General features: G+C 42.1%; 32 protein-coding genes. 9 read left to right on the forward strand and 23 right to left on the reverse strand.

Features of this window, described 5'->3' with window-relative positions; genetic code table 11:
• Positions 1 to 286 precede the first annotated feature (286 nt).
• The 13 genes from fliR to fliF form a co-directional block, all read right to left on the reverse strand.
• On the reverse strand, positions 287 to 1,066 hold the full coding sequence (gene fliR / locus PROVALCAL_RS02565; RefSeq protein ID WP_006657519.1) for a flagellar biosynthetic protein FliR: 780 nt from the start codon (positions 1,064 to 1,066) through the stop codon (positions 287 to 289).
• A 2-nt stretch (positions 1,067 to 1,068) separates the two neighbouring features.
• Positions 1,069 to 1,338 carry a flagellar biosynthesis protein FliQ gene (fliQ, locus tag PROVALCAL_RS02570; RefSeq protein ID WP_006657520.1) on the reverse strand — a complete coding sequence of 90 codons (270 nt, stop codon included), beginning with the start codon at positions 1,336 to 1,338 and terminating at the stop codon, positions 1,069 to 1,071.
• Between the two features lie 8 nt (positions 1,339 to 1,346).
• The gene (gene fliP / locus PROVALCAL_RS02575; RefSeq protein WP_006657521.1) at positions 1,347 to 2,090 is read right to left on the reverse strand and encodes a flagellar type III secretion system pore protein FliP; all 744 of its coding nucleotides are present in this window, start codon (positions 2,088 to 2,090) and stop codon (positions 1,347 to 1,349) included.
• 12 nt (positions 2,091 to 2,102) lie between these two features.
• Positions 2,103 to 2,582, reverse strand: coding sequence for a flagellar biosynthetic protein FliO (gene fliO / locus PROVALCAL_RS02580; RefSeq protein WP_006657522.1), 480 nt, complete (start codon positions 2,580 to 2,582; stop codon positions 2,103 to 2,105).
• Between the two features lies 1 nt (position 2,583).
• Positions 2,584 to 3,000: a flagellar motor switch protein FliN gene (gene fliN / locus PROVALCAL_RS02585; protein WP_006657523.1), complete on the reverse strand. Its 417-nt coding sequence runs from the start codon at positions 2,998 to 3,000 to the stop codon at positions 2,584 to 2,586.
• Complete coding sequence (gene fliM / locus PROVALCAL_RS02590; protein WP_006657524.1) at positions 2,993 to 4,000, reverse strand: flagellar motor switch protein FliM; 1,008 nt, start codon at positions 3,998 to 4,000, stop codon at positions 2,993 to 2,995. The genes fliN and fliM overlap by 8 nt, the downstream gene beginning before the upstream one ends.
• A gap of 5 nt (positions 4,001 to 4,005) precedes the next feature.
• Positions 4,006 to 4,491, reverse strand: a complete 486-nt coding sequence (gene fliL / locus PROVALCAL_RS02595; protein WP_006657525.1) for a flagellar basal body-associated protein FliL — start codon at positions 4,489 to 4,491, stop codon at positions 4,006 to 4,008.
• Positions 4,492 to 4,653: 162 nt separating this feature from the next.
• Entirely contained in the window at positions 4,654 to 6,069 is a 1,416-nt protein-coding gene (locus PROVALCAL_RS02600) for a flagellar hook-length control protein FliK (RefSeq protein ID WP_006657526.1), read from the reverse strand.
• Positions 6,070 to 6,513, reverse strand: a complete 444-nt coding sequence (gene fliJ / locus PROVALCAL_RS02605) for a flagellar export protein FliJ (protein ID WP_006657527.1) — start codon at positions 6,511 to 6,513, stop codon at positions 6,070 to 6,072. It abuts the gene before it with no gap.
• A gap of 11 nt (positions 6,514 to 6,524) precedes the next feature.
• On the reverse strand, positions 6,525 to 7,889 hold the full coding sequence (gene fliI, locus PROVALCAL_RS02610) for a flagellar protein export ATPase FliI (protein WP_006657528.1): 1,365 nt from the start codon (positions 7,887 to 7,889) through the stop codon (positions 6,525 to 6,527).
• Positions 7,886 to 8,617, reverse strand: coding sequence for a flagellar assembly protein FliH (gene fliH, locus PROVALCAL_RS02615; RefSeq protein ID WP_006657529.1), 732 nt, complete (start codon positions 8,615 to 8,617; stop codon positions 7,886 to 7,888). Before fliH ends, fliI begins: the two co-directional genes overlap by 4 nt.
• A complete protein-coding gene (fliG, locus tag PROVALCAL_RS02620) occupies positions 8,610 to 9,602 on the reverse strand; it encodes a flagellar motor switch protein FliG (RefSeq protein WP_006657530.1) in 993 nt (330 codons plus the stop codon). The genes fliH and fliG overlap by 8 nt, the downstream gene beginning before the upstream one ends.
• Positions 9,599 to 11,290: a flagellar basal-body MS-ring/collar protein FliF gene (fliF, locus tag PROVALCAL_RS02625; RefSeq protein ID WP_006657531.1), complete on the reverse strand. Its 1,692-nt coding sequence runs from the start codon at positions 11,288 to 11,290 to the stop codon at positions 9,599 to 9,601. The genes fliG and fliF overlap by 4 nt, the downstream gene beginning before the upstream one ends.
• 249 nt (positions 11,291 to 11,539) lie before the next feature.
• On the opposite strand from fliF, the gene fliE reads away from it, so the two are divergent.
• The 5 genes from fliE (at position 11,540) to PROVALCAL_RS02650 (ending at position 13,861) form a co-directional block, all read left to right on the forward strand.
• Positions 11,540 to 11,851, forward strand: coding sequence for a flagellar hook-basal body complex protein FliE (fliE, locus tag PROVALCAL_RS02630; RefSeq protein ID WP_006657532.1), 312 nt, complete (start codon positions 11,540 to 11,542; stop codon positions 11,849 to 11,851).
• Positions 11,852 to 12,167: 316 nt separating this feature from the next.
• The gene (locus tag PROVALCAL_RS02635) at positions 12,168 to 12,368 is read left to right on the forward strand and encodes a hypothetical protein (protein ID WP_006657533.1); all 201 of its coding nucleotides are present in this window, start codon (positions 12,168 to 12,170) and stop codon (positions 12,366 to 12,368) included.
• A 271-nt stretch (positions 12,369 to 12,639) separates the two neighbouring features.
• Entirely contained in the window at positions 12,640 to 13,053 is a 414-nt protein-coding gene (locus tag PROVALCAL_RS02640; protein ID WP_006657534.1) for a hypothetical protein, read from the forward strand.
• Positions 13,054 to 13,077: 24 nt separating this feature from the next.
• Positions 13,078 to 13,485 (forward strand): hypothetical protein, encoded by a 408-nt coding sequence (locus PROVALCAL_RS02645; RefSeq protein ID WP_006657535.1) that lies wholly within the window; start codon positions 13,078 to 13,080, stop codon positions 13,483 to 13,485.
• Positions 13,486 to 13,501: 16 nt separating this feature from the next.
• Complete coding sequence (locus tag PROVALCAL_RS02650) at positions 13,502 to 13,861, forward strand: hypothetical protein (protein WP_006657536.1); 360 nt, start codon at positions 13,502 to 13,504, stop codon at positions 13,859 to 13,861.
• A 50-nt stretch (positions 13,862 to 13,911) separates the two neighbouring features.
• Here PROVALCAL_RS02650 and PROVALCAL_RS02655 read toward each other — a convergent pair whose 3' ends face one another.
• The 4 genes from PROVALCAL_RS02655 to PROVALCAL_RS02670 form a co-directional block, all read right to left on the reverse strand.
• Complete coding sequence (locus PROVALCAL_RS02655; protein ID WP_006657537.1) at positions 13,912 to 14,376, reverse strand: DUF1097 domain-containing protein; 465 nt, start codon at positions 14,374 to 14,376, stop codon at positions 13,912 to 13,914.
• Positions 14,377 to 14,647: 271 nt separating this feature from the next.
• Positions 14,648 to 15,043: a YadA C-terminal domain-containing protein gene (locus PROVALCAL_RS02660; protein WP_006657538.1), complete on the reverse strand. Its 396-nt coding sequence runs from the start codon at positions 15,041 to 15,043 to the stop codon at positions 14,648 to 14,650.
• A 110-nt stretch (positions 15,044 to 15,153) separates the two neighbouring features.
• Positions 15,154 to 15,663, reverse strand: a complete 510-nt coding sequence (locus PROVALCAL_RS02665) for a hypothetical protein (RefSeq protein ID WP_039861492.1) — start codon at positions 15,661 to 15,663, stop codon at positions 15,154 to 15,156.
• A gap of 285 nt (positions 15,664 to 15,948) precedes the next feature.
• Positions 15,949 to 16,431: a DUF4822 domain-containing protein gene (locus PROVALCAL_RS02670; protein WP_006662031.1), complete on the reverse strand. Its 483-nt coding sequence runs from the start codon at positions 16,429 to 16,431 to the stop codon at positions 15,949 to 15,951.
• 552 nt (positions 16,432 to 16,983) lie between these two features.
• On the opposite strand from PROVALCAL_RS02670, the gene def reads away from it, so the two are divergent.
• Entirely contained in the window at positions 16,984 to 17,490 is a 507-nt protein-coding gene (gene def / locus PROVALCAL_RS02675) for a peptide deformylase (RefSeq protein WP_006657541.1), read from the forward strand.
• 146 nt (positions 17,491 to 17,636) lie between these two features.
• Here the strand turns inward: def and fliT are convergent, their stop codons facing one another.
• The 3 genes from fliT to fliD are packed head-to-tail and all read right to left on the reverse strand — an operon-like array spanning position 17,637 to position 19,852.
• Positions 17,637 to 18,026 carry a flagellar protein FliT gene (fliT, locus tag PROVALCAL_RS02680; protein WP_006657542.1) on the reverse strand — a complete coding sequence of 130 codons (390 nt, stop codon included), beginning with the start codon at positions 18,024 to 18,026 and terminating at the stop codon, positions 17,637 to 17,639.
• A complete protein-coding gene (gene fliS / locus PROVALCAL_RS02685) occupies positions 18,016 to 18,414 on the reverse strand; it encodes a flagellar export chaperone FliS (RefSeq protein WP_006657543.1) in 399 nt (132 codons plus the stop codon). Before fliS ends, fliT begins: the two co-directional genes overlap by 11 nt.
• A 4-nt stretch (positions 18,415 to 18,418) precedes the next feature.
• Entirely contained in the window at positions 18,419 to 19,852 is a 1,434-nt protein-coding gene (gene fliD, locus PROVALCAL_RS02690) for a flagellar filament capping protein FliD (RefSeq protein WP_006657544.1), read from the reverse strand.
• Between the two features lie 359 nt (positions 19,853 to 20,211).
• Between fliD and PROVALCAL_RS02695 the strand changes: the two genes are divergently transcribed.
• The gene (locus PROVALCAL_RS02695; protein WP_006657545.1) at positions 20,212 to 21,366 is read left to right on the forward strand and encodes a FliC/FljB family flagellin; all 1,155 of its coding nucleotides are present in this window, start codon (positions 20,212 to 20,214) and stop codon (positions 21,364 to 21,366) included.
• 201 nt (positions 21,367 to 21,567) lie between these two features.
• On the opposite strand, the gene PROVALCAL_RS19665 is transcribed toward PROVALCAL_RS02695, so the two are convergent.
• On the reverse strand, positions 21,568 to 21,741 hold the full coding sequence (locus PROVALCAL_RS19665) for a hypothetical protein (protein ID WP_006657546.1): 174 nt from the start codon (positions 21,739 to 21,741) through the stop codon (positions 21,568 to 21,570).
• Between the two features lie 136 nt (positions 21,742 to 21,877).
• Between PROVALCAL_RS19665 and PROVALCAL_RS02700 the strand changes: the two genes are divergently transcribed.
• A complete protein-coding gene (locus tag PROVALCAL_RS02700; RefSeq protein WP_039861494.1) occupies positions 21,878 to 22,594 on the forward strand; it encodes an RNA polymerase sigma factor FliA in 717 nt (238 codons plus the stop codon).
• A gap of 197 nt (positions 22,595 to 22,791) precedes the next feature.
• Here the strand turns inward: PROVALCAL_RS02700 and PROVALCAL_RS02705 are convergent, their stop codons facing one another.
• On the reverse strand, positions 22,792 to 23,232 hold the full coding sequence (locus tag PROVALCAL_RS02705; protein WP_006657548.1) for a GNAT family N-acetyltransferase: 441 nt from the start codon (positions 23,230 to 23,232) through the stop codon (positions 22,792 to 22,794).
• A gap of 271 nt (positions 23,233 to 23,503) precedes the next feature.
• Between PROVALCAL_RS02705 and PROVALCAL_RS02710 the strand changes: the two genes are divergently transcribed.
• A complete protein-coding gene (locus PROVALCAL_RS02710) occupies positions 23,504 to 23,899 on the forward strand; it encodes a hypothetical protein (RefSeq protein ID WP_006657550.1) in 396 nt (131 codons plus the stop codon).
• Positions 23,900 to 23,974: 75 nt separating this feature from the next.
• On the opposite strand, the gene PROVALCAL_RS02715 is transcribed toward PROVALCAL_RS02710, so the two are convergent.
• Positions 23,975 to 26,017, reverse strand: coding sequence for a choline transporter (locus PROVALCAL_RS02715; protein ID WP_006657551.1), 2,043 nt, complete (start codon positions 26,015 to 26,017; stop codon positions 23,975 to 23,977).
• Between the last annotated feature and the right edge of the window lie 93 nt (positions 26,018 to 26,110).

Here is a 26,110-nt window from a genome sequence, read left to right on the forward strand (position 1 = left end):
AATCTCTTTAGTGTTTTACTTTTAAATATTCATATTCCAATTCATATCTTCGCTTTCCTCTTTAGAGATAACTGAATTTGACCTTTGCTTTTTGTTTTTAATAAAAGGCAGTTGGGCACGTTGAATCATTGTGGCGATTTTCGTTATCACTGACCTGTGAGAGTTCACTGCCGCATAGGCAGCGTAGAAAAAAATAATAGATTGAAGAGCGCCATGCAGTACGAAATTATGATTAAGATCCTGTGTATGACCTTAATCTTCAAAGTGACAAAATTATCGGGCTCACTCAAACCCACAAGTTAAATATCAGGGATAACTGCTCAAACGCTTGATGGATCAGGCGTTCTGTATAGCGTGGAAGGATAGAAATAATCAGACCTAACATGCTGATACCAATCGTTAATGTTAGGGGGAAACCGACTACAAACACAGATAGCTGAGGGGTCATTCGGTTAAGAATGCCGAGCGAAAGGTTCAGAATTAAAAACAGTGTGATAAAGGGCAAGGCGAGCATCAACCCATTGATAAAAATCGTATTCGCAAACTGCAAAAAGATCCAAAAACCATCGCGATGGAGTGGCGTAGTTTGAATGGGAAGCAGCTCAAATGAGTTAGTCAGAATATAAATCAGCCATAAATGCCCATCGAATGATAAAAACAGAAGTAATGTGATTAAGTTTAAAATCCGTCCGAGGATAGGCATGTTGGGACCCCCTGTGGGGTCAAAGAACGTTGCGAATGATAAGCCCATTTGCAAACCAATCACTTCCCCTGCATGTCGCACGGCAGCAAATGCCATTTGCATAGTCAATCCCATGGCAGCGCCGATCACGATTTGTTGAACGGTCACCCACAATCCCATCGCCGAAAATAATGGGATTGTTGTAATAGGCAACTGCGGAGAAATCACTAATACGGTAAAAAAGGCGAGGGCGATGCGAACTTTGCTGATAGCCTGTTTTTCGTTGAAAAATGGGGCTGTTCCGAATAACGCCAAAAAGCGTACAAAAGGATAGAAGCCTTGGCTCAACCACAGGGTTAATGTTTCACTGGTGATGGTTAACATTATTAGCCAATAATAAACGGTAAATTGCTAAATAACGTTCGGATGTAGTCAGTGAGCAAATTAAGCATCCATGGACCTGCGATAATCAAGACAGAAATTACCGATAAAATCTTTGGAATAAATGACAAGGTCATTTCGTTCACTTGGGTTGCCGCTTGAAGCAAGCTAATAATTAAGCCCGCTGCCAGCGCCGCTAACAATAAAGGCGCTGCCAACATTAAGGCAATTTTCATTGCCTCGGTTCCCATTGCCATTACAGATTCTGGTGTCATGTGAGTCCCTAATTAAAAAAGCTCTGAGAAAGAGAACCTAGCAACAATTGCCAGCCATCAACCAACACAAATAACATTAATTTAAATGGCAACGAAACTGTTGCGGGTGGCACCATCATCATACCCAGCGCCATCAATACACTAGCCACCACGAGGTCGATAATTAAAAATGGGATAAAGATAGTGAAACCAATTTGGAACGCTGTTTTTAGTTCACTGGTAATAAACGCGGGAATTAAAATCCGCATAGGAACATCTTTAGCTTCTTGAATATCACCCACTTTGGCGATGCGAGCAAACAGCGCTAAATCGGATTCACGGGTTTGCCCTAGCATAAAGGTGCGCAGTGGTGCGGTGCCTTTTTCCAATGCCGTTTCTAGGCTAATTTTATCTTCGCTAAAGGGTTGATATGCTTCGCGATAAACTTGGTCTGCAACGGGTGACATGACAAAAAATGTCAGGAATAGCGCTAAACCTAATAAGACTTGGTTAGGGGGTGCAGACGGTGTCCCGAGGGCATTACGCAATAACCCTAATACGATGATGATGCGCGTAAAGCTGGTCATCATCAGTAGCATTGCAGGAATAAAACCCAGCAGGGTTAAAAACAGTAAAGTTTGAACCGGCAACGACCAAGACTGACCGCCATCGGCTAATGTATGGCTGATCACCGCAGGTAATGCCGCGGAGGCTGATTGTGGTAAAGCAAGTAACAGGGCGCTGATAATGGCAGCGGGTTTTAACAGTGACATGTGCGCTTCCGGCTACTGTTTTTCAGGTACCGCGGTATTAGCGGCATCCTGTTTTTTCTTGAAAATCGACTGAAACGTTAACGGCTCAGAGGCAAAGTTCACCACGTCGTTTTCCTGTGGTGCAGGGTATTGATGCAGCAAATTCACAGATTGTGATGTGACACCCAGGACTAAATATTCGTCATTCACTTCAACCACAACGACACGCTCTTTGCCACCTAAGGTACAGCGACCTTTAACATTAATCAGTTGCTGTTTAGCAAGTGGATTGCGTCCAAAACCGAATGTTTTAAACAACCACGCGCCTAGCAGGATAAGTAATATTATCCCGCCAAGTGCGCCTGATATCTGCGCTAAGCTATCATTTTGATTGATAGCTTGTGCTGAATTACCCTCGCTGCTCACTGTGCTTGTCAAAAAGGGTTTTTGAGTATGCGCCGAATCAATCTGAGTCGGTTGTGTTTGCGAGGATTGCGCCGTTTCGTCAGACATTTTATCGGCTCAGGCGGCGCATACGTTCAGAAGGCGTAATGATGTCAGTGATACGAATACCGTAATTATCAGAGACTACTACCACTTCGCCTTGCGCAATTAAATAGCCGTTAATCAGAATATCTAAAGGCTCACCCGCTAAGCCATCTAAAGAAACCACAGAACCTTGAGATAGGCTCAACAGCTTTTTGATGGTCATTTTGGTGCGACCCAGTTCTACTGACAGACGGACAGGAATATCCATAATCATGTCAACGTCAGATAACTGAGTTAACGGGTTTTGTCCGTCTAAACTATCGAAATTTTGCATACCTGCGGAGGCGGATTCCGCTTGTTTTTGCTGTTCCAGCGCCTCAGCCCACAGATCCTCTTCATTGTGGTTGGTTGATGCATCAAGAGAATTCTTCGCCTCACTCATTGGTACTTTCCTCATCTAGAGTGTTTAAAACAGGATTAATCAAATGTTCCACACGCAGCGCATACTGACCGTTTTGGGTGCCGTATTGACTGGTTAATACTGGCACGCCATCAACATTGACGATAAGACGATCAGGTTTCTCGATAGGGAGTACATCCCCTTTTTGCAGTTGCAGTAAGCGAGAAATACGCAGCGGGATATCAACCAAATTGGCAATCAGTTCAAGTTCTGAACGTTTTACTTGCGTGACTAAATTGGTTACCCACGCTTCATTTTCTTGATGCCCTTGCTCCATTGGTGGGTTGGTTAAACGCTCACGTAATGGCTCAATCATGGCAATCGGAATACAGATACTAAATTCACCGACGGTGTTACCAATTTCAACGAGGAATGGTGTGGTAACCACGATATCGTTCGGGGATGTGGTGATATTGGTGAATTTCACTTGGATTTCGGAACGTACATATTCCACTTCAACATCAGCAATCGGCTTCCATGCATCACGGTAAGCGCCTAATGCTAGTTTCAACATACGGTTAATAATACGTTGTTCGGTGTTGGTAAACTCTTTCCCTTCTGAACGCACAGGAAATCGCCCATCTCCCCCAAATAGGTTATCGACGGCGATATACACTAACGCAGGTTCGAAAGTGAACAGTGCCGTACCGCGTAGCGGCGGCATATGGATCAAGTTCAGGTTAGTTGGAACTGGCAAGTTACGCGCAAACTCATGATAAGGTTCGATTTTAATCGCGCCAACCGTAATGTCAGGGCTACGGCGCAACATGTTAAATAACCCCATACGGAATTGGCGGGCAAAACGCTCATTAATAATTTCCAAGGATTGCATACGTTCGCGAAATACCCGACGTTGGGTATTCGGGTCATAAGGGCGAACGTTGTCTTTGCCTTGGATATCCGGTGACGGCTGGTCACTTGATGGCGCGTCATCATTAAGCAGCGCATCAATTTCAGCCTGAGATAAAATATTATCGCTCATGGGTCTTACCGCAGAATAAAAGTAGTAAATAATACGTCGGAAATATCCTGATCAGTGTCCCCTGGGATCAGGGTAGGGGTGAGAGTCCCCTTAATATCTTTCATTAATTGCAACTTACCCTCGTGAGTGCTCATGTTCTTAGCTTGCTGTTCTGACAGCAATAACAGTAAACGGCTACGCACTTCAGGCAGATATTCATGCAGTTGCTTACGCGATTTTTCATTCGCTAGACGTAAGGTAATATGGATGTAAAGCACGCGATCAGCCGCGTTGTTTAACCCAGGAAGGTTAACGGTAAAAGGCTCTAACTCCATAAAGATAGGTTGAGGCATATTTGGGCGTTTTTCTTCCCCGTTGGTCGTATCCAACGCCTCTTGTTTTGTCATCCACCAGCTATAACCACCAAAACCTGCACCGGCTAAGGCGATGAGGGCAAACAGCAGAATTAACCCTTTGTTCGAACGTTTAGATTCATTGCGTGAAGACGACATGTTGCAAAATTCCTGTTGTAAATGCCAAACCCATACGGAGTTTTATACTTTATGATCTCTAGCATTATCCCTAGATTGGGAAGAGTTAAAGGAGTGAAAAACGAAACAAAAAGGCGGTAACTCGACGCTTTAGATCTAAAATTACCGCCATTAGATTATTTCTTAGGCAAAGGTGTTAATCCCACCTTGGTGGGTTGGCAATTTAACTCCACTCATGCTGGCGTGGGATTCACTGATCCCAACGACACCCATCGAAGGATGAGTGGGTTGAATTTGCCCATCATGCTGGCGTGATTGTTGGTCTGAGCCGGATTGACCACTAAAGCTATCTTGACCAACAGAACCTTGTGCTAAATGAATGCCACTTTCCTGTAAGGCGCTTCTTAGCACGGGCATCATACTTTCCATGGCAGCACGAACATGGCTGTGTGGTGAAACGAAGTGCATCACCGCTTGGTTATCTTCAATACGCAAATGCACATTGAGGGAACCTAACTCTTCAGGGTGTAAGCGAATTTGTGCTTGAGAAACCCCTTGGCGAGAGAAAAACAGCATTTGTTGGCTAAGTTGTTGTTGCCAAGCTTCAGTGCCGAATGGGGCCGCCAAATTCATCGTTGGTGTTGGCATCGCAGGCGCTGTTGTTGGAATTGGAGTGGCAGATGGTGTCGCCATAATACCAGCCACATGGGTTACTGAAGGTGTCGCGGTGTTGTTAAATGCGCCACTTTCAGCTTGAACATTGAAAGCCCCTTTAGCGCTGTTTTGCAGATTCAGGGTATTGTCAGCCGCGGCATTGGCAATTTGTGACAGTGATTCTGTACTCGGTGTTTTTTTACCCAGTGACATCGCATCTTGATTCAGATCTTTGGTTGGGATTGCGCGTGGATTATCCAGTGCAAATAGAGCCTGATCACGACGCTCACCCACCTCTTTTTTGCCCATTAAAGGTAGTGTTAGCTCAGACTCTTCACCTGCAAGCTGCAATTGCGCACCGGCTAACGTTTTGTCATCAAAGGGGGTTACGTTGCGCGCGACATCACTCAATTGTTGCAAAGTTTGGGTAAACGGAGTGGCTGATGGTTTATCAGCATTGATCTGAGGATGAGTCGCAGCTTGAATACGTTCATCCATCGCTTGCTTTAACTGATTGACTAACGCTTGTTCGTCACCCTGTTTACCTGTGAGAAGATCTGCTTGCAGTGGTGATTGTGCGTTGAGATCACGACGGAAATTAAGCTGTGCCAACGTATTTTCTGCTTGCTGTTTTTCAATCAGCTGCGCTTCACCAGAAACAGGTTTATCTGTTGCCAATGTTTCAGGAGCAGGTTTATCTGAGGCAACAGTCGTTGCTTCAGATTGTTTTTGCTCACTGATTTGTTGATTCAATGGCGTTTCGTTCGCACTGCCATTGAGTGTTGGCGAATTTTCGCTATTTTTTTCGGGGGATTGCTGGTTTTCAAGCATCGCCTGAAACGGCAGAGCGGGTGCTTGGTTTTCATCAATTTGCTTATCCCGCGGTGATTCTTTGGCGGAATTCGCTGCTGGGGTGACCGGCAGCATATTTGCATTGACGTCCATTTATTGGGTTCTCCGTAAAGTCGCGCGTTGAGCATACTCATCCATTTGTTTTTGCTCTAAGCGATTTTGACGTTGGTTTTGCGTGTGCTCCGCACGTTGGATCAACGTATCGAATGCGTTAACTCGTTGCTGTTTTTCTTGCCAATGACGATTAGCGTCATTCACACGTTGTTCCCAGAGCGTTAACTGTTGCTGCTGTTGTTCAATAGTCAGTTCTAAAGTCACGAGAAATTGCTGGTAGTTCTGCCACTTGTCCGAGTCCATGCCTATGTTCAATGTTTGATTTAATTTCTGCCGATATTCTGACTGATAATTTTCCAACATGTGCAACTGTTCCGCCATTTGGGTATGTGTTTGGCGAACTTGCGCAAGGACTTTAGCCGCTTCCTCCGAAGCTTCTTCTGCTAAGCTCAGTAGGGTTGTTAATGCATGACTATTGGACATCACATTCCTCGTTATTCATTGGGAACAACATGAGCCAGTTGTTCACAAGCGGTTTGATAATCACAACGTTCATCAATATCTTGCTGTAAAAACTTCGACATTCTTGGGTAATACTGAATCGCCGTATCGAGCATAGGATCGCTGCCCATGGCGTAAGCACCGACGTTAATGAGATCTCGGTTACGTTGGTAGCTGGATGTTAATTGTTTAAAGCGTTGGATTTTACGGTAGTGATCCTTCTCTATCAGCTCGGTCATTGCACGGCTAATGGAGGCTTCGATATCAATGGCAGGGTAGTGCCCAGATTCAGCTAAGGAGCGTGACAAGACGATATGCCCATCTAAAATGGCTCGTGCGGAGTCAGCGATAGGATCTTGCTGGTCATCCCCTTCAGTCAGTACGGTATAAAATGCGGTAATCGACCCCCCATTTTTTCCATTCCCTGCGCGTTCGACGAGAGCGGGAAGTTTAGCAAATACCGACGGTGGATAGCCTTTGGTTGCTGGTGGTTCACCGACAGCAAGGGCAATTTCACGCTGTGCCATACTGTAGCGGGTCAGTGAATCCATGATGAGTAGAACGCTTTTGCCTTGGTCGCGAAAATATTCGGCAATGCGAGTGGCATAAGATGCCCCTTGCATACGCAATAATGGAGAGACATCCGCAGGGGCAGCGACAACGACGGCACGACGTAAGCCATCAGCCCCTAAAATATTTTCAATAAAATCTTTAACTTCACGCCCACGTTCACCGATAAGCCCGACGACAATAATGTCAGCTTGAGTGAAACGCGCCATCATACCGAGCAACACACTTTTCCCAACGCCAGAACCTGCAAATAGTCCCATACGTTGACCGCGTCCCACCGTTAACAGTGAGTTAATTGCACGGACGCCGACATCGAGAATATCGTGGATGGGGGTACGTTCAAGTGGGTTGATAGACGGGGTGATCAATGGCGCACGCTGTTTGGTTTCCAACGGACCTTTGCCATCAAGCGGCGTACCTTGGGCGTCCAGTACGCGACCCAGTAGTTCATTTCCTAGCGGTAATAGTCGGCTAGTTTGCCCATCATCACCCGATGATTGAGCATAAACTCGAGCCCCGGGGGAAATGCCTTCGAGGTCAGATAACGGCATCAACAACATGCGGTTGCCGTTGAAGCCAACGACTTCACAGACAACTTCGTCGGTTCCACCATTAATAATGCGTTCGATATAGCAAGTGGCACCGAGAGGCATTTTAATGCCTTCGGCTTCCATCACAAGTCCCGTTATTTTAGTCAGGCGCCCATAACGGCGCACCATGGGAATGCCTTTCATGCGTGACTCTAAGTCATCCAGTGAGGCAATCCAGCGACCTAATCTTGCGGTCATGACAAGCTCTCCGGTGCATACAGACGGCACAGTTCTTGCCAGCGAGTTGCTACCGTCATATCAATTTCACCATCTTCAGCAACAACGCGGCAGCCACCCATATGCAAGCTTGGGTCGGCCACTAAACGCCAGCCATTAAGATCTAACAGTGAGCCTAAATGTTGCTCAATTAATGCCACGTGATTCGGGTTAACGTGCAGCTCAGGTTGGCTCGCAAAAATCGGTTTTTGCTGTAATAAATGACTAATTTCTTCTAATAATGCAGTGCCATCACATACGGTGGATTGTCCCAACACTTGCTTTGCCGCAGTCAGTGCAATTTGCAGTAACTTGGTGGTTACTACCGTATCAAAGGTATCCAGTGAATAATGAAACTCAGACAGTAATTTTTGCCATGTTTCAATCACGGGTTGCTGAATTGCGAGAGCTTGCTCACTACCTTGCTGTTCACCCGCGCGCAAACCTTCAGTGAAACCTGCTTGATATCCCTCTTTTTGACCTTTTTCAAAACCTTGTTGGAAGCCTGTTTTTTGAGCATCTTCTTTGATGTTATCCAACAAATTAATTTGTTCGAGCACTTCTTTAGGCTCTAAGCAGGGCACTTTCGGTACGCTTGGCTCAGGAACATCACCTAACGGTGGGATGGTTGATGAGTTCAGATCCCACTGATTAAGCTCCCGTAACTGCCAAGGTTGCCATTGTTGGTTATTTTTAGAGGAATTAGACATACACGTCGTCTCCACCACCGATGGCGATTTCGCCTTTCTCCATTAAGCGACGAACGATCATCAGGATAGCCTTCTGCTCGGTTTCCACTTGTGACATACGTACTGGCGCTCGAGATTCCAAATCGTCGCGGACAATTTCGGCTGCACGCGCTGCCATATTGTTGAGGAAGTGGTCGCGCAGTGCTTGGTTGCTGCCTTTGAGGGCAATAACCAGCGAGTCGGTAGACACGTCTTGCAGGATGCGCTGAATGCTGCGGTTGTCCACTTCGATGAGATTTTCGAACAGGAACATTTCGTCGATAATGCGTTGAGCCAGTTCACCATCGTAATCACGCATAGCATCGATAACGCTTTCTTCTTGCTGATTTTTCATCAAGTTGATAATTTCTGCCGCAGTTCTTATGCCACCCATTTTGCTGCGCTTGAGGTTCTGACCGTCTAGCAGGTTATTCAGAACTTCAGTCAACTCAGCTAATGCAGCCGGTTGAACACCACCGAATGTTGCGATACGCAGCATGATGTCATTACGCTGACGCTCTTCGAATAATTCTAAAACATCGGCAGCTAGGTTGCGTTTTAAGTGAACCAAAATAGTTGCGATGATCTGTGGATGCTCGTCGCGAATAATATCGGCAACCGTTTGTGGTTCCATATAGTTGAGGCTTTCGATACCCGAGGTTGTCTCTTGTTTCTCGAAAATATCTTCCAATAGACTGGCTGCGCGTTCTTCCCCAAGCGCTTTGACCAACACAGAACGCAGATAATCGTTGGTGTTGATATTTAAAGCGGCAAACTGAATTGCCGACTCTTCAAACTCAGTCAAAACTTCAGCCAGTTCGTTGTTAGAGATTTGGCGCATGTTAGACACGGCCATACTCAGCTGCTGAACTTCTTTTGGATTCAGGTGTTTAAAAACTTCCGCCGCCTGATCTTCGCCGAGAGTCATTAACATCACGGCGCTTTTTTCTGTTCCAGTTAAATTCATTGGGATTTTCCTAACCACTGACGGATAACCATTGCCACGACTTGAGGGTCTTTCTCTGCCATTTCACGAATACGCTGGCTTTGAATTTCAGCGCTAACACGTTGGCGAGTGAGACGGCGGCGGGTTTTCTCGTCCATATCTTCACTAATTTCTTCTTCCACCACGAACGGCGCTTTGACTTGAGATGCATTAGCAATGGACATTTCAGCATCGATTTGCGCTTGTTGGGTTTTGCGGTATTTCACCCACTGAGGCTTGATACCAAAGCGCCACATAAACCAAGCAATCAACGCGATCAGCACAATTTTGCCGTAATCTAAAGCTTGGCTAATAACTTGTGGACTGCTCAATAACGATGGCTCTTCAATCACTGGCGTATCGTCAGTAAATAAGGAGTTTGTAATATTGATAGAGTCACCACGTTGTGCAGAATAGCCCATGGCTTCACGCGTTAATGCATCAATTTGTTGCAGCATTTCAGGTGGTAAAGGTTTCATTTCTGGACCTTTTTCACCTTCTTGGGATTGGTAATTGACGATCACCGCAACAGACAATCGGTCTACGACACCAATTTGACGTTGAGTGTGGCTAATTTTGCGATCCACTTCGTAGTTCGTGGTTTCATCACGCTGGGTATTGAGGGTGCCATTACGGGTATTCCCTGCGGTTTTCCCATCGGTGTTTTCTTTATTACCATCGATAGGTGCGCTTGGTGCACTTACTGGTTGGTTAGATAATGCGCCCGGTACACCGCTTGGACCGCCATTACTATTTTGTAGGCTTTCGCTGCTTTGACGTGAACGGACAGCCGCGGCGTCAGGTGTTTGGTTTGGTTTATATTCTTCAGACGTTTGTTCAACTTTCGAGAAATCCATTTGCGCGGTGACTTGTGCATGGATATTGGCACGACCAACTAACGGGGACAGGATATCTTCGATTCGCTCTTTGAGATGGGCTTCCATCTCTTTGGTCATTTTGATTTGTGCGCTGTTTGCAGATTGTTGGCTGTTATCGTTGTTGGTTAGCAAACGACCCGTTTGATCAACAATGATCACGTTTGCGGCAGTTAAGCCCGTTACGCTGCTGGATACCATGTGGACGATGGCGCTGATTTGTCCTTCATCCAACATTCTGCCCGGTAATAAACCAACGGTGACCGATGCGGTCGGGAGTTTTTGTTCACGAACAAATAAGGTTGGTTTCGGGATCGCTAAATGCACTCGTGCGCTTTGAACTGGGCTGAGGGATTCAATAGTGCGAGACAATTCCCCTTCGAGGGCTCGTTGGTAGTTAATTTGTTCACTAAATTGGCTGATACCAAATTTTTCTTTATCAAGCAGTTCAAAACCAGTATTACCACCTTTAGGTAATCCTGACTGTGCCAGTTTTAAACGTAATTCATGGACTTTATCGGCAGGCACTAGAATAGCGCTACCGTTATCCGCGATTTGATAAGGGACGTTCATCTGGGTCAGTTGGCTGACGATGTCGCCACCATCTTTTGCACTAAGGTTACTCAGTAGCACTCGATAGTCAGGGCTACGGAACCAGAGGAGCAGGGCGACAATAATAGATATCGCAGCAGCACCGGCAATAATTAATGGTATTTTAGGGTCGGCTTTGATGCTTTCGATCAGTGAGGCAAAACCTTTTTTGGCCTCCCCCGTATCTTTAGATGCGGTACTCATAAATATTCCCTGCTATGCAAACTAAACGGATGAATATACGTTTGGTGAAACAATCTTATTTCCCTCTTCGTAACCTCATTTTTTTACGCTGCTATTATTTATTGTCTTGATGCAATCTAATGACGGAATCAGCCTATAATTTTGGTGTTATTTATCGGCTTCAAGTAAAAAACGGTGTGGTAGGGTAGGCAAACTAAAATTCGTAGTGGCAATTTTTTGCTCAATTATCGATTAACCGAAGAGATCAGAATGACTATTCAAGCTATTGAAGGGGTTGTTTCCCAGTTAAATGTTGTGGCGACCCAAGCTGCCTATAACACTAAACCCGTTGTAGAGCCTGTTGGCTTTGCCGATCATTTAGTGGCATCAGTGAACCAAATCAATGAAACGCGAGTGCAATCTGCACAAAAAGTGCAAGATTTCACCCTCGGAAAACCCGATGTTTCATTAAATGACGTGATGGTGGATATGCAAAAATCGAGTTTGAGCCTACAAATGGGTATTCAAGTACGTAACAAGCTAGTATCGGCGTATCAAGAAATTATGTCGATGCCAGTGTAATGTATTTATCTATTTGAATATTATGAATTAACTGCCTTGTCATTGCCTTTATGGGGCAGTGATGGGGCATTTCTATTCAAAATATCAATTTAGTTTACGTTATTTTGTGTCATCCTCGCTCTATCTACACCATGTATCCATCTTTGATGATGTGTATCCCAATGTCTTGACAATGAATGCAAGGTTAGCGCCCGCGTCCATCTATTTGGGTGCATTTTTTGTTGGTCGAACTCACCTAGTTGTGCTGTATGTATCGCCTTTATTCTAATTCTCAGACTACAATTAGTTAAGATGACTAATTATACGGAGGAATGGAATGAAAACATTTGGTATCGTTCTTTTATTTCTAGGTATCGTTGTGGGTATACTTTCTTTTAACATGGATACAAGTATACCAACCGCTTATGGTGAGATAATCAATGATATAGGATTGGCATTTGATAGAAGAAATTACATTATAGGCAGTGCATGCATTGCATTATTTGGTCTTTGTATCTTCTTATTTAGTAAAAAATAACCAGTATTGACTTAGTGGGTATAAAGCACTCAGCCCATCATGGGGCTGAGTGGATAGATTTTTAGCTTGCCTCTATTTTCTGCTGTTCTTCTAAGGCTATCATGCGTTTTTCTATTGCTGATAATTTTTATTCACATTTCTGAAAATCAGCCATTCTATTATTATCACTTCTTGCTAATTTTAATATAACCATTTCGCATTCAATATGAGGTAAATAGATAATATGCTAAATTAGCATTTGTTTTATAAATTCAATAATAGTGAATATTTTATGATTAATGAAATTAATAAAGAATTTGAGAATGATGATATTAATAAAGAAAGTGATGAGGATACTACAAAAAAAGGAGTGTTCTTTATATTAAATAGTAGTGGAGAAACAATTAACTCTATTGTGGTAAGTCATTATTCAGGGCTAAAAGGAAAGAAATCAACGCAAAAAATTGATAGATTACAAAATTTGGAAATGGCTGATTCTGGTTGTGAATTCATATATAAAGTAATGTCAGGCAGTGATTCTGATTATTGGGATGTAGATTTTAAGACACCAACAGGGAAAATAATATCCTACAGAAAGAATGAATGTAACATCCGATATTGGGACAATGGTGTTGTTATTATTAATGTGATTAAAAACTTCAAATTATATATAAAATTTTCAGAATCAGGTGGCTGTCATAGTTAACTTTTTAATAAAAATTGGAGGCAAATGAACAACGTAACAGAAAAGGCACTTTCAACGGACCACACTGGGTATTTCTATGTGATGAACTGTTCTTTACAGGAACTTAAATCAGTGACTGTTACACATTCTACGGACTATCCTCATGAAATGCGTCATATTACAGCGGATTACAGTAAGATGAAGAATATGAGTACAAGTAAACAGGGATATCCATTTCCATATGAGACGGGTTTTTTATCTCACTTTGATTACTGGACTGTTGAGGTAGAAACAGCATCCGGATACAAATATAAAACTAATGACTATTTTCTTTGTAACCTAACTTACGATGATGATGGATTCGTATATATGGCTATTATTCCTGATCTATCAGTTCATACTATGTTTTCTTATTCAACCGGATGTGTAAATCACTTAATCAATAAATTTTAAAAATAGGATTCGCTTAATGAAGAAAAAAATAGCGTTACTAACTTGCTTATTAATTTCAAGCTTTTCTATGGCAAATCAAATTAATATAAATAAAGCATTTTCAGACAATTGTAGTACGTATCTAAACAAAGAAAAAAGAATATCAACTATCACGTTAGGTGAACAAGATGTCAATAATAAAAGGGCCTTTTTCACGATAACGCTGCGAGATGGTGATACCAATACCAAGGAGATATCTGTATTAGAATCAGTTGGCAATGATTATGGTAAGGCAATGTTCCAACTCATGAATACAGCATACCTATCAAACTCAAATATTAAAATAACTGGCTGCTTAACAAATAAAATTAGCGCAGCGTCGATATCCTATAAATAAACGTAATTTATTTTTATCGCCAGAGGGTACTTGAATACCCTCATTATGCGTTAAGGGGCTTTATCCAGTTTTTTGACTAACCAGAGACCACTTTGCTTCATAGCGTAACCAAATAAAACACCCACAATAAGTGATGGAATAGTTAAGCGCCAATTACCTTGCGCTGCAAATGTTGCACAGGCGCCAATAAAGGTTCCTGGAATATAGGCAAGCCATGATTTATGAGCTTGAAAACACATGACAAATGCGATAATCGTGGTGACTAAATAGCCTGAAAAGTTCGGTAAGTCATGAGTGAACTTATCACTGTGAATAATGACCAAACCCCAAGCTACACCACTGAGTGCAGTTAATGCAGTGACAAGCAATCCTTTTATTCCATCTTTAGGATAGGCAAAATACGCTGTACATCCTAAGAATCCCGCCCAACTGATTAGCCCGAAGACATCAGCTACCCATGCCCATAATCCAGAAAGAATCGCGGTCGTTAATGAAAGAGAAAAAAGTAGTTTCACAGTAATAATGACTTTATGAATAAGTTAAGGTAATGAATTTGAGAAAGCTGAGCATTGTATAGAGTGATGTCAGGTGTTGCAATTAAATGATGAATAATAAATGTGAAGAAAAGGTTTAATGTATGCCTAATAGTGCTTTGAATGATTTAAATTTAATAGTAAGAAATTAAACAGTGGTATTGATAATTAATCGTTAAAGAAAAATTAGCATCAATTTACATTGATGCTAATAAATATGGCGAGAAGAATAAAGATAATTATGGGTTAAGAATTACCAGCCGTAAGCAATACCGGCACCGATAACGGTACTATCGGAATTATTCCAAGAAACAGAACTGCGGACATTTAAATTTTGCTTAATTTGGTATTGAGCGCCTGCTGCAATGGCTTTGCCATTTTTAAAGTTCCCCACCCCTAAGCCTGCACTAAAACGTGTACCTGTAGAGTAAGGAATATTGGTCATGGCGGCAACGGAGGCAATACCTGCATTTGCATCGCGAGCTGTTTGGTTGATTTTACTTTCCAGTTGTTCAAATCGAGAATTGATTTGTTTGAACTGTCGTGTATGCAAGGTGTTCTGCTTATCAAGCTTTTTGATAGCGACATTCAGTTGTTGTGTGTCTTCCTCATGCAGCTTGTTGACATCATTAATTAATAAAGTTGCCATCGCTTCATTTTTAGATACTGCATCATCAACGTATTTTTTATTTTTTATTTCACTATCATTGAGTTTTTTTTCTACGTTAGATAAATCATCCTTTACGTTTTGAATAGAATTTATTGTTTCAGCTCTATTTTCACTATTGCTCTTATCCTGATCATTATTTTTTTGTTTAAATTATTAATAGACATATTTAATGAACCGATTTCATGGTCATGATCTGCTATTTTTCCTTCTAGGTGACTAAAGTGATTTAGTGGAAAACTTGATAGAGGATCATTTGGTATATATGGAAGGTCAAAAGCAGTAGAATCGTAGTGAGTAGGTTTTTTTTCTTTTAATTCAGGTATTTTCTTTATGAGCGGTGACGTTGTTTCAATAGCGTAAGAGATAACATCAATAACCGGTGTCATAGTATCTGCTATTTCGATGTATTGATTAACACGCTCATTAAATTTTTTATCATTTTCGAGGTCGATAATATTTCTGTTATCTTCATGCCGATGCTCTGGGTAATCATACGGTGCATTGATAGCGTCTTGGTAATTATTAGCAATTGCAAATGATTGGGTGGATAATGATGAGAGTATAGCGACACCTGCTGTACTAAGTAGTTTATTTTTCATAACGAAATATCCATATAACGTAAAAAGAATAAACATCGATTATTAATATCAATCGATGTTTATGATAGGAGGAAGAATAATAATTGATATAGAGAGGTGGGTAAAATCCGTTTTTTAATTTAATTAACTCGGAAAAATCGTGTTTGACTTGAATTAATACAATGGGATTGGTATGTGAAATAGTGAGGGTTAAATCTTGTTAATTATTAATTGTTATTCGAATAATTGGTTTTCTATTAAACATGAAATAGGCATGTATAAGAAAATTATACATGCCCTAAAAAATTATTTTTTCACTTTATGGACGATATCAAAATATTTGGTTTTATCATCCTGTGATGGGTAGATGCGGTAAGTATACTCTTCAGGTGTAACGGTAACGTTCTCAACCACGCGAGTGAATAATACTTCACCTTTGTCATCTTTAGCGGTCAGTGAACGGCTTTTACCGTCTTCGCTAAATGACCAATCACCTTGCATTTTTGGCGCACCTTCCAGAGTTAGCATTTTGAATGTGCCGTCTGGGTAATATTCTGCGAGTCCAAAGAAGTTAGCCACTTGTTTATCAGTTGCTGGCACGTCTTTTTTATCTTGATCTAACGCTTGGGTCGTTACCCAAACTTTGTCGATCATAATGTCTTCGTAAGCATTCATTTTCTTCGCACTAACCGCCGATTTTGCAACGGGCGCTGTGGAATTAGCTTGTGCGGTAAAAGTCGCTGTTGTAGACAGAACAATTAGGGCAGCGATAATCGGTTTTAATTTCATAAAAACTCCATTTATTAAGATGAAAAATGTGAGTAACAAAATCGAGCAGAGGTTCATCATCAATTAAATAGCAGAAAAAGCAAAGATAAGAATTATGATTAATTATTAAAAATGTAAGCTTACGTTGGTTTATGTATTCTCTGTGATGTTTATCATCAAATAGATTGAGAATTGTTGCATGTAAATTTTATGTTAATGGAACTATTTAATAGAAAGTCGAAATAAAATAATAGTTAAATTATCCTGCGAGTGTTAATTCAGATTTATGTTTTGGGATCAAAATCATTTTTAGTGCTGAAAAATTTACAAATACAATTTAATGCAGGTTATCTGGAGCGTCATCTATTATTTCAAGTTCCGCCTGTAGAACGGGGTTACACGGTGAATTTTCTGGTGATTTCAGGTGTGTTTTTTCTCAGATCATGTTATTTTTCTGTGAAATTTCCATATTCAAGCGACTTTGCCATTTTTTGCATCTTTTATGGGCAAAAAAAGGGCGATACTAATTCCATAGACTTGAGTAAAAGTAATTGAATCAACAGGATTTTAGCTATGGCAGTAAGAGAAATTATTGAAATTCCAGATGAAAGATTGCGTATTCAGTGCAGCCCAGTCACGGATTTCGCCGCAGTACAAACATTAGTAGATGATTTAATTGAAACCATGTACAGCACGGACAATGGCATTGGATTGGCTGCAACACAGATCGCCGAAACCAAAGCCATTATGGTGATTGATATTTCGGAAGAACGTAATGAGCCAATGGTATTTATCAACCCTGAAATTATTGAGAGCGAAGGGGAGACTAGCTATCAAGAGGGGTGTTTATCAGTACCAGATGTGTATGCAGATGTTCCACGCTTTTTGCGTGTGAAGGTAAAGGCGTTTGATCGTGATGGCAACGAGTTTGTTGTCGACAGTGATGAGTTTTTAGCGATTGTCATGCAACATGAAATTGACCATTTAAACGGTAAAGTGTTTATTGACCACCTATCCACGTTAAAGCGCAATATGTTGTTGAAAAAGCTTAAAAAACAGCAAAGATTAAAACAGCAGTAAAAATTAAAGTAACAGCATTTCCCGTCTATTTTACGGCTTCCCGAGACCCAACAAGTGTGATTCGGGGAGCTGCTATTGCGTGCTTTGTGCCAATTGGGTTGTCCTATTAAGTTAAGCGTCAGGTTAACTGCCTGACACTTTACCTGTTACTCAAGGGGTTTAATAACCCTTGGAGCATCGGGTTGATCAAATTGGCCGTAGCTATTATTCAATACCTTTTGTTGGTCGAGTTGTTTGATTTCTTTACTTAAAAAATTCAAATGATTTTGTAAGTATTCTTTTGTCACTCGTTCGTTTTCAATGATCTGGTGTAGTAACTGCACAAAGTCGTCAGTAATAGGTTGTTCCTGCTCATATTCTTGAGTCAGTGCCGTTAAATTCTCAACGGCAAGGACATATTCAGTTTCTCGGGAGATTAATGTCTCCCATTCCCCTGACTGTGCGAGCGAAACTAAGTTTTCACTTAATATTAAGACATTACGATATATTTCAAGTAAATAGATAGGATTTTTATTGTCCACCTGGTTATCTTTCATCCACATTTGCACCGATTTGTTGCCATGCAGAGGCGATATCGGAGAGTAATTGGTAAACTTCTTGGACATAAGTCACGTTGTTTTCTATGTTGGCGCGGAGCAATTGCCGCGTCATGTATTCATACAAACTTGCTAAATTTTCGGCAAGTTCGCCACCAGCCTCGTAATTTAGCGATTGTTTCAATCCCGTGTCAATGATGTCGATGGCTTTTGAGATTTCTTTACCCTTTTCAGCAATGTTCCCCTGTTCCATAAAAATCTCTCCCCGTTTAAGGGCACTTAAGGCCCCTTTAAACAGGATTTGGATCAGTTGATACGGGGTCGCATTGGCGATTTCACTCTCCAAACTGACCTGCTGATAGGCTTGATTGGCTTTACGTTGATACATGCGGTTAACCTAAAAGTCTGCCTAATGAATTAGTCGTGCTGTTTAATGAACTCATCATTTTATCGAGGTTTTGGAACTGACGACGATAAATATCCATGGTGTTTTCAATTTGTTTATTGGTTTGCTCGATACGTTTATCGATGCTTTTCTTTTTTTTCTGTACGCCATCTGTGGCGTTATGCAGCGTACCTTCTTTGCTATCTAAGGTCTCTTTTAAGAAATTAAAGTTCTCAGTAGCAAATCCGGTTTTTTCGCCGTCACCCGCAAAGAATACTTTCACACTCGATGGGTTATCTTTCAGGGCATTATCAAGTTTTTTACTGTCGATTTCTAACGTACCGTCCAGTTTTTGCTTAATGCCCATTTTATTCAGCAGGTTTAATTCACCGCTATCTTGTGGGGTACGCACTTGGTTGCGTAAGGTGCTTTGAATACCACGTAACGTAGAGTCCCCGATTAATGGACCATTGGTTTTATCCGGTGCAGTGCCTTTTTCGGTTGGGGTGTATTTAGTGAGCTCTTTAGCTAAAGTTTGGAACTCATTATACGCATCCACCCACGCTTTAATTTTAGCTTTAGCGGGCTCAATATCTTCAGAGATAATTAAATGGTCGGATTTGCCATCTTCACTCTCTTTTTTTAAAGACAGGGTTAAACCAGGAAACAGGTCTTTGGCTTCGTTAGTTTGCGACTCAAGGTCAAAACCGTCGATAGTTAACTGCGCATTTTGCGGTGGAACTTTTTGTTCCATGCCGCTACTGGCTTCATCCACAATCGTGACTTTGCCATCGACCAACGTTGACTCGACGTTTAGCACTTTTGCTAATTTATCATCACCGTCAACACTGATGCTCATGCGGCTATCAGTTCCCGCTTTTTTCGAGGTCACAACAAGGTGGTATTGGTTATCTTTATCTTTAATAACGGAGGCAGAAACACCTTTATCTGCTTTATTGATTGCATCAGCAATTTCAATTAATGATGTGCTCTCATTATCGAGTTTGATAACAATCTTATCTTTTGCTTCTTTTTGCGAAGGTTGGGTAATGGTGATGGTACGCTCTTTGGCATCACTACCCAGTAATTCTTTATTGTCACTGTGTCCTTTGGTGGCAATAGTTTGCGCTTTCGCCAGTTGGGTGACTTTAATATCATGTACACCAGCAACCGCTTTACCATCGGTTTTTACATCAAAAGATTTATATTCACCACTCACTTTCGTGGTGCTGATGTCTTCATATTTTTTAAGGTCTTCCGCTGCTTTTTTCAGTTTTTCTAATGAAGATTGCATCTTACCAAATGCACTGATTTGCGCATCATAGCTGGCTTTTTGTTGTGTTAACGGATCGAGACGGCGTCTTTCCATTGCCTCTAATTGATCCATTTGCACATTTAAGTCTAAGTTAGCCCCGATACCGAGTGTGGATATGCCTGCCATAAATCTCTCCTGAATATAAACCCTGAAAATAAATTCGTATTTAGTCCTTTATCGGCGAATTGGGGAAAAATATTAGACTATTCGGCGAAATAATAATGGGGGGAGTTAAACCGTAAAAGGCAGGTAATTAGGCTTATTGAATAAAAATGATGAGGAAATTAACGATAAAAAAAGAATTTAATAAAAATTTTCGTGTAAAAAAAACCGATTCCCGCGGGCTTTAGCCTCGAAATATGAAAGATTTTTATAAAAAGGGCTAAAGGGGTTTTGGGTGCCGCCGATAATGTTATTGCTGACAACATTTACCGAGTTAAGCCAGCGTGCTTAATCGACTATTAAGATAAAAAGGACAATACATTATGGCACAGGTTATCAATACCAACATTCTGTCTCTGACTACTCAGAACAACTTAAACCGTTCACAGGGCGTACTGGGTACTGCGATTGAGCGTTTATCTTCTGGTTCACGTATCAACAGCGCAAAAGATGACGCTGCGGGTCAAGCAATCGCTAACCGTTTCACTGCAAACGTTAAAGGTTTAACTCAAGCTTCTCGTAACGCAAACGACGGTATCTCTATCGCACAAACCGCTGAAGGCGCAGTTAATGAAATCAACGATAACTTACAACGCGTTCGTGAACTGACTGTTCAAGCACAAAACGGCACTAACTCTAAGAGTGACATCGAGTCTATCAATAAAGAAGTTACTGCGCGTATGGACGAGATCAACCGTATCTCTGAACAAACTCAGTTTAACGGTGTGAAAGTGCTTAGCGAAGATACTTCAATGAAAATTCAGGTTGGTACTAACGATTCTGAAACTATCGCTATCAATTTGAAAAAGATCGACAGCGAAGTATTAGGCTTGAAAGGTTTTGATGCAAGCAGTAAGGGAAAATTTGGAACTGAAGTGACATCTGATAGTTTTGTTTCTGCACTTCAAGGTGACCTTGACGATTCTGTAACTGCAACGGCAGCAGCTAAGAAAGGTTTTGAGGATATCACAGTTGGTGGTGACAAAATTACTGATGCTAAAATTTATTATGCAACTAAGCCTGATGGTACAGATGATAAAACCCAAATGCTAGTTGTTGGTAAAGATGCTGCTGGTAAAGAAGTTACTGGTAAGATCGCTGCACCTACAGTAACTGCAGGAGAAAAAGCTGGCTCAGTTGCTCCAAAATTAGAATTTGCTGATGCAACGGCTTTAACCCCAGATGAACAAAAGGCTCTGGATGCTAAAAATCCTCTATCTACTTTAGATAAAGCATTAGCAACTGTTGATAGCCTGCGTTCAGACTTAGGTGCTATCCAAAACCGTCTGCAGTCTACTATCAACAACCTGAACAACTCTGTAAACAACCTGAGCGCAGCACGTAGCCGTATCCAAGATGCTGATTTCGCGACAGAAGTTTCTAACATGAGCCGTGGTCAGATTCTGCAACAAGCAGGTACTGCAGTGTTAGCACAAGCTAACCAGGTTCCACAAGGTGTTCTGAGTCTGTTACGTTAATTTAGACTTTTATAGTTTATTAAAGACCAGCTTTGCTGGTCTTTTTTTTGCCCGTCATGCTGCGCACCGCGGCGTTGTTGTTACTATGAACGCCCGTCATACTTCGCGCCGCAGCGTTGTTGGCTGCACTAAATTACCCTAGTCACATACTTCAGTATGCTCCTAGGGATAATCCAGCTTGCCGCCTAGCTGCAACACGAATTATTTAGGGCGCGTTTTGGCGTTGTTGAGGTCAAAGGCAAGGTCAAAAACAAGGTCAAAACAAAGGTCAAAAACAAGGTCAAAACAAAGGTCAAAAACAAGGTCAAAGGCAAGGTCAAAGGCAAGGTCAAAGGCAAGGGCAAGTCCAAAAGAAAACGCAAAAAATAGAATCAAAAAATGTCGGGTTTCATCAAATTTATTTAGGATAAAAAGAATAACGGCTGATTTAGTGCCTTACTCTGCGGATTGAAATTACGCGTAACACAGATAATGGCTACCTTTAGTTAAAACTTGAAGGGTGATTCAGGTTGTGAGTGATTTATATACTGCCGAAGGTGTCATTAATAAAAATAGCCTATGGGAGCGTTATTACCCTCTAATACGCCATGAAGCCCTGAAACTGCAAGTCCGACTTCCTGCCAGCGTTGATATCGATGACTTAATTCAAGCGGGTGGCATCGGGCTACTCCACGCATTAGAACGTTTCGACGCCTCATTAGGTGCCTCTTTTGCCACCTATGCCGTACAGCGGATCCGCGGATCCATGCTCGATGAGCTGCGTAGCCGTGACTGGGTTCCTCGTAGCGTGCGTCGCCAAGCCCGTGAAATGACCAAAGCCATTGGGGAACTTGAGCAAAGCCTTGGGCGCAGTGCCACTGAACCTGAGATTGCCAAAGCGCTGGATATCGATTTGGCGGAATATCGCCAAGTACTGCTGGATACCAACAATAGCCAACTGTTCTCCTACGATGAATGGCACGAAGTGCATGGGGAAAGCTGTGAGCCATCAATGGATGAAGATGATGGTGGTAACCCACTGAGTTTACTAATGGAATCCAGCCTGAAAGACCAAATCGTGGCGGCGATAGAACAATTGCCAGAGCGCGAAAAAATGGTGCTGACGCTGTATTACCAAGAAGAGCTGAATTTGAAAGAGATTGGTGCGGTTTTAGAGGTGGGGGAGTCGAGGGTTAGTCAATTACACAGTCAAGCCATTAAGAGGTTGCGCTCTAAGTTGAGATCGTAGCTCGTCATACTTCACGCTGTGACTGTGTTGGCTTCATAAGCTAACCCTAGTCACATACTTGAGTATGCTCCTAGGGCTTAGCGTATTCGCCGCCTTGCCACAACGCGAATTATTTAGAGCTATGGTTGGGGAAGGTCAAAGGAAAAACCAAAACCAAAACTAAAGCAAAAACAAGGGTGAAACAAAGTCTCGGTATTTTAGGATTTCATTTTGTCTAGAAAGCTTTTGGCGGAGATATGCCATGTATAGGGGCAGGGAGTGAAGCCGAGTTTGGGGTAAGTGTTTTGGGAGTCGGGGGTGGAGCGAAAAATTAAATGACACTCGGGGGGCAATTCCTCGGCGGTTAGGCGCAGCAAATGCTTACCGACACCTTGATGGAGATACTGAGTATCTACCGCAATTTCAGAGATATAACAGCAAAAACTAAAGTCCGTAATCGAACGAGCAAAACCCACCACTTTTTCATCTACCCAAGCACTGATCAATAAATCTGCATTATTTAACATCGAATCCAGCAACGCGACATCGTCAGTCGGCACAAACGTATCCAGTGGAGATTGCTTCAATAAATTCAAAAAATCATCCACCGAAATCGAATGGTTCACTTTATAGGTGATGTGGCTATTCACTGGCTCCATGTCATTCCCTCATAAATAAAAACGCTACTATAGTTTTAGCTCGAAATTTAGAAAATTGCCTGTTTTTCTGTCTGTTTTTGCGTAGCGGGATGGATTAATGTGGCGCTTAATAGTAAGAGTGATAAATAAAACAGGCATAAACAATAACTATAGTCATTGGTGTTATTCAAACAATTGATTTTATAATCAATTTAAGTTAACTAAATGATAATTAATAAAATTTGAAAATTTAAAATATATTTTATACTCCTATGTGTAGTAAGTGCATATAATGCCAAATTATGCATTTACAGTAGGTATCCATATGTTCAAAAAGGTTATTGTTGTCTTTTTTCTTATTTTTTCTGCTCATTTGGGCTTTGCCACCGACTTGTCATTTAAAGAAAAATCACCCATTGATCGGCTATATAATGAAAGCTACCAAGGAATCGAGCAACTGCGGGAAGAGCAGAAATTCAAATTTGATCCAAAATTAAAAATTGCCCAGAAAGACCGCAGTTATCAATCGTTATTAGAACAGCGGGATGAAGATGAAAAATCCATCCTCAATCATATACGTCCTTGTGATATCAACCCAAGTGCGGTTGGCTGTCCGGGGCATTTATCGTGGATGGACAACCCACGAGAGTTTCAATCGATGTTAGAACAAAAATATAAAAACGAATAAACACGCATCCGTATTGTGGTAAGCAAAAGGCGCTCATTGAGCGCCTTGTTGTTAATTCAAATGCTAGTCTATTCTTTAGCCCCCTTCAGGAAAGGTCAATGTGGCTCCCGGTGCTTCGCGGCTTAAATGAATAAAATTCAAATGTTTTTCATACTGATCAAGAATATCGCTGATCACTTGCTCTTTGGTGTAGTCCATTAAGTCGTTCGCTTGCGTCCCTTCCCATAAATAAGTTTCAAGGCGGTAATAGTGGGATTTCCCTGAACGTGCTCGGTACGTAAAGCTTGGCACTGTGTAGCGACGAGGCCAAATTTGATAGATAAAACTTTGCTCCTCCTCGAGATCGACAACTAACTCTAAGTGGTTAAGTCGTTCTTCCTCTGCGAGAGGATGAATTGCAAATTCCACTTTAGCTCCACGCAATTCCAGCTCTTTCGCCACATCTTGCATTGCCGGAATACAAACTAAATCCAGCATCCGCTGCGTGTAGGTGGTTCCCGGGAAATTCATCACACGTCCCAGACGCTGTTTCCACTTAATCGGTTCGTTACCGTACAGTGGCGCAGGGGCATTGGTATTGATGGCACTGGCGCGGCGATAATCTTCAAATCGCAATGACTTATAAAGCCCAGCCATAATAAAGAAAATCACAAAACTAAAGGGCAGCCCCATAATCACGGTGGTATTTTGCAGGGCGGGTACTCCGTCAGTCATTAGCATGCCAAGGGTTAACAAGCCAATTGCTACCGACCAGAAAATTCGCAACCAGTTAGGCGAATCATGGTTAATGTCACTCAGTTTTGACGTGAAATTGCCGAGCACTAACGAGCCTGAATCGGCAGAGGTTACGTAGAAAAGTAATCCTGTGATCGTGGCGACGGAAGCGGTTAATCCAAAACCTGGATATAACTCAAGTAGGGAATAAAATCCTTTTTCGGGCGCCTCTAATACCGTTTGGGCTAACGCTTTATTACCGTGAATGATTTCATATAAGGCGCTGTTGCCAAAGATTGACAGCCAAAGTAGCGTGAAGACGAACGGGATGATTAGGGTGCCAATCACAAACTGTCTAATGGTGCGACCACGGGAAATTCGCGCCAAAAACAGCCCGACAAAAGGCGACCAAGCCACCCACCATGCCCAGAAAAATAGCGTCCAACTATTCATCCAGTCGGTCGGTCTATCAAACGCAAAACTGTTCAAGGTCATGCCCATAAAACGGTTCACATAATCCCCAACGTTGAGTACCAGCGCATTGAGCAAAAATTCCGTATCCCCCACAAAGAGAATAAACAGGATCAGCCCCAAGGCTAGCAACACGTTGAGTTCCGAGAGAATACGGATCCCTTTATTGACCCCCGATGTGGCGGAAATCACCGCCATGATCACCGAAAGAAAAATCAGTCCGCCTTGTACGGTTAGCCCTTGGGGAAGGTCAAACAGCACTTTTAACCCGTAATTGAGCTGTACCACACCAATGCCGAGGGTAGTGGCAATACCAAAAATAGTACCGAGAACCGCGGCAATATCTACGGTATGACCAATCGGTCCGTTAATCCGATTACCAAAAATCGGATATAGGGCAGAACGGATGGTTAACGGCAAATTATAGCGATAACTAAAGTAACCGAGCGCGATGCCCATCAAGGCGTACATTGACCAGCCCGTGAGTCCATAGTGAAACAGAGTCCACACCATCGACTGACGAGCCGCTTCAAGGGTTTCACCTTCACCGGTTGGGGGCAGCATATATTGCGTCACGGGTTCGGCGACAGAGAAAAACATTAAGTCGATACCGATTCCTGCCGCAAACAACATGGCTGACCAGCTGAGTAAGCTAAATTCCGGCTTAGATTGTTCGGGTCCCAATTTGATATTTCCAAAGCGGGAGGTCGCGATAAAAATAACGAAGACGATATACAAGGTGGCAGCGAGTAAGTAATACCATCCGAAGGTTTTTGATACCCAACCGAGTGTGGCAATAATCCATTGATTTGCGGTGTCAGTCATCAGAATGGTGAAAAAAGAAAACGCCAAAATTAAGGCGGCGGAGGTGAAAAAAACAACATGATTGAGTTGATCTTTCTGCCCATTTTTTGGACTTTTTGAGTTTGTCATTGGCAGTTCCACAGTTTTATCTAGATGAAAATTTAAAATTAGATCCTTTGCTAACAGATTGAATTAATAGCAAAGATTTAAAATTTCACAGGT

The sequence above is a fragment of the Providencia alcalifaciens DSM 30120 genome, assembly GCF_000173415.1.
GTDB classification, from domain to species: Bacteria; Pseudomonadota; Gammaproteobacteria; order Enterobacterales; family Enterobacteriaceae; genus Providencia; species Providencia alcalifaciens.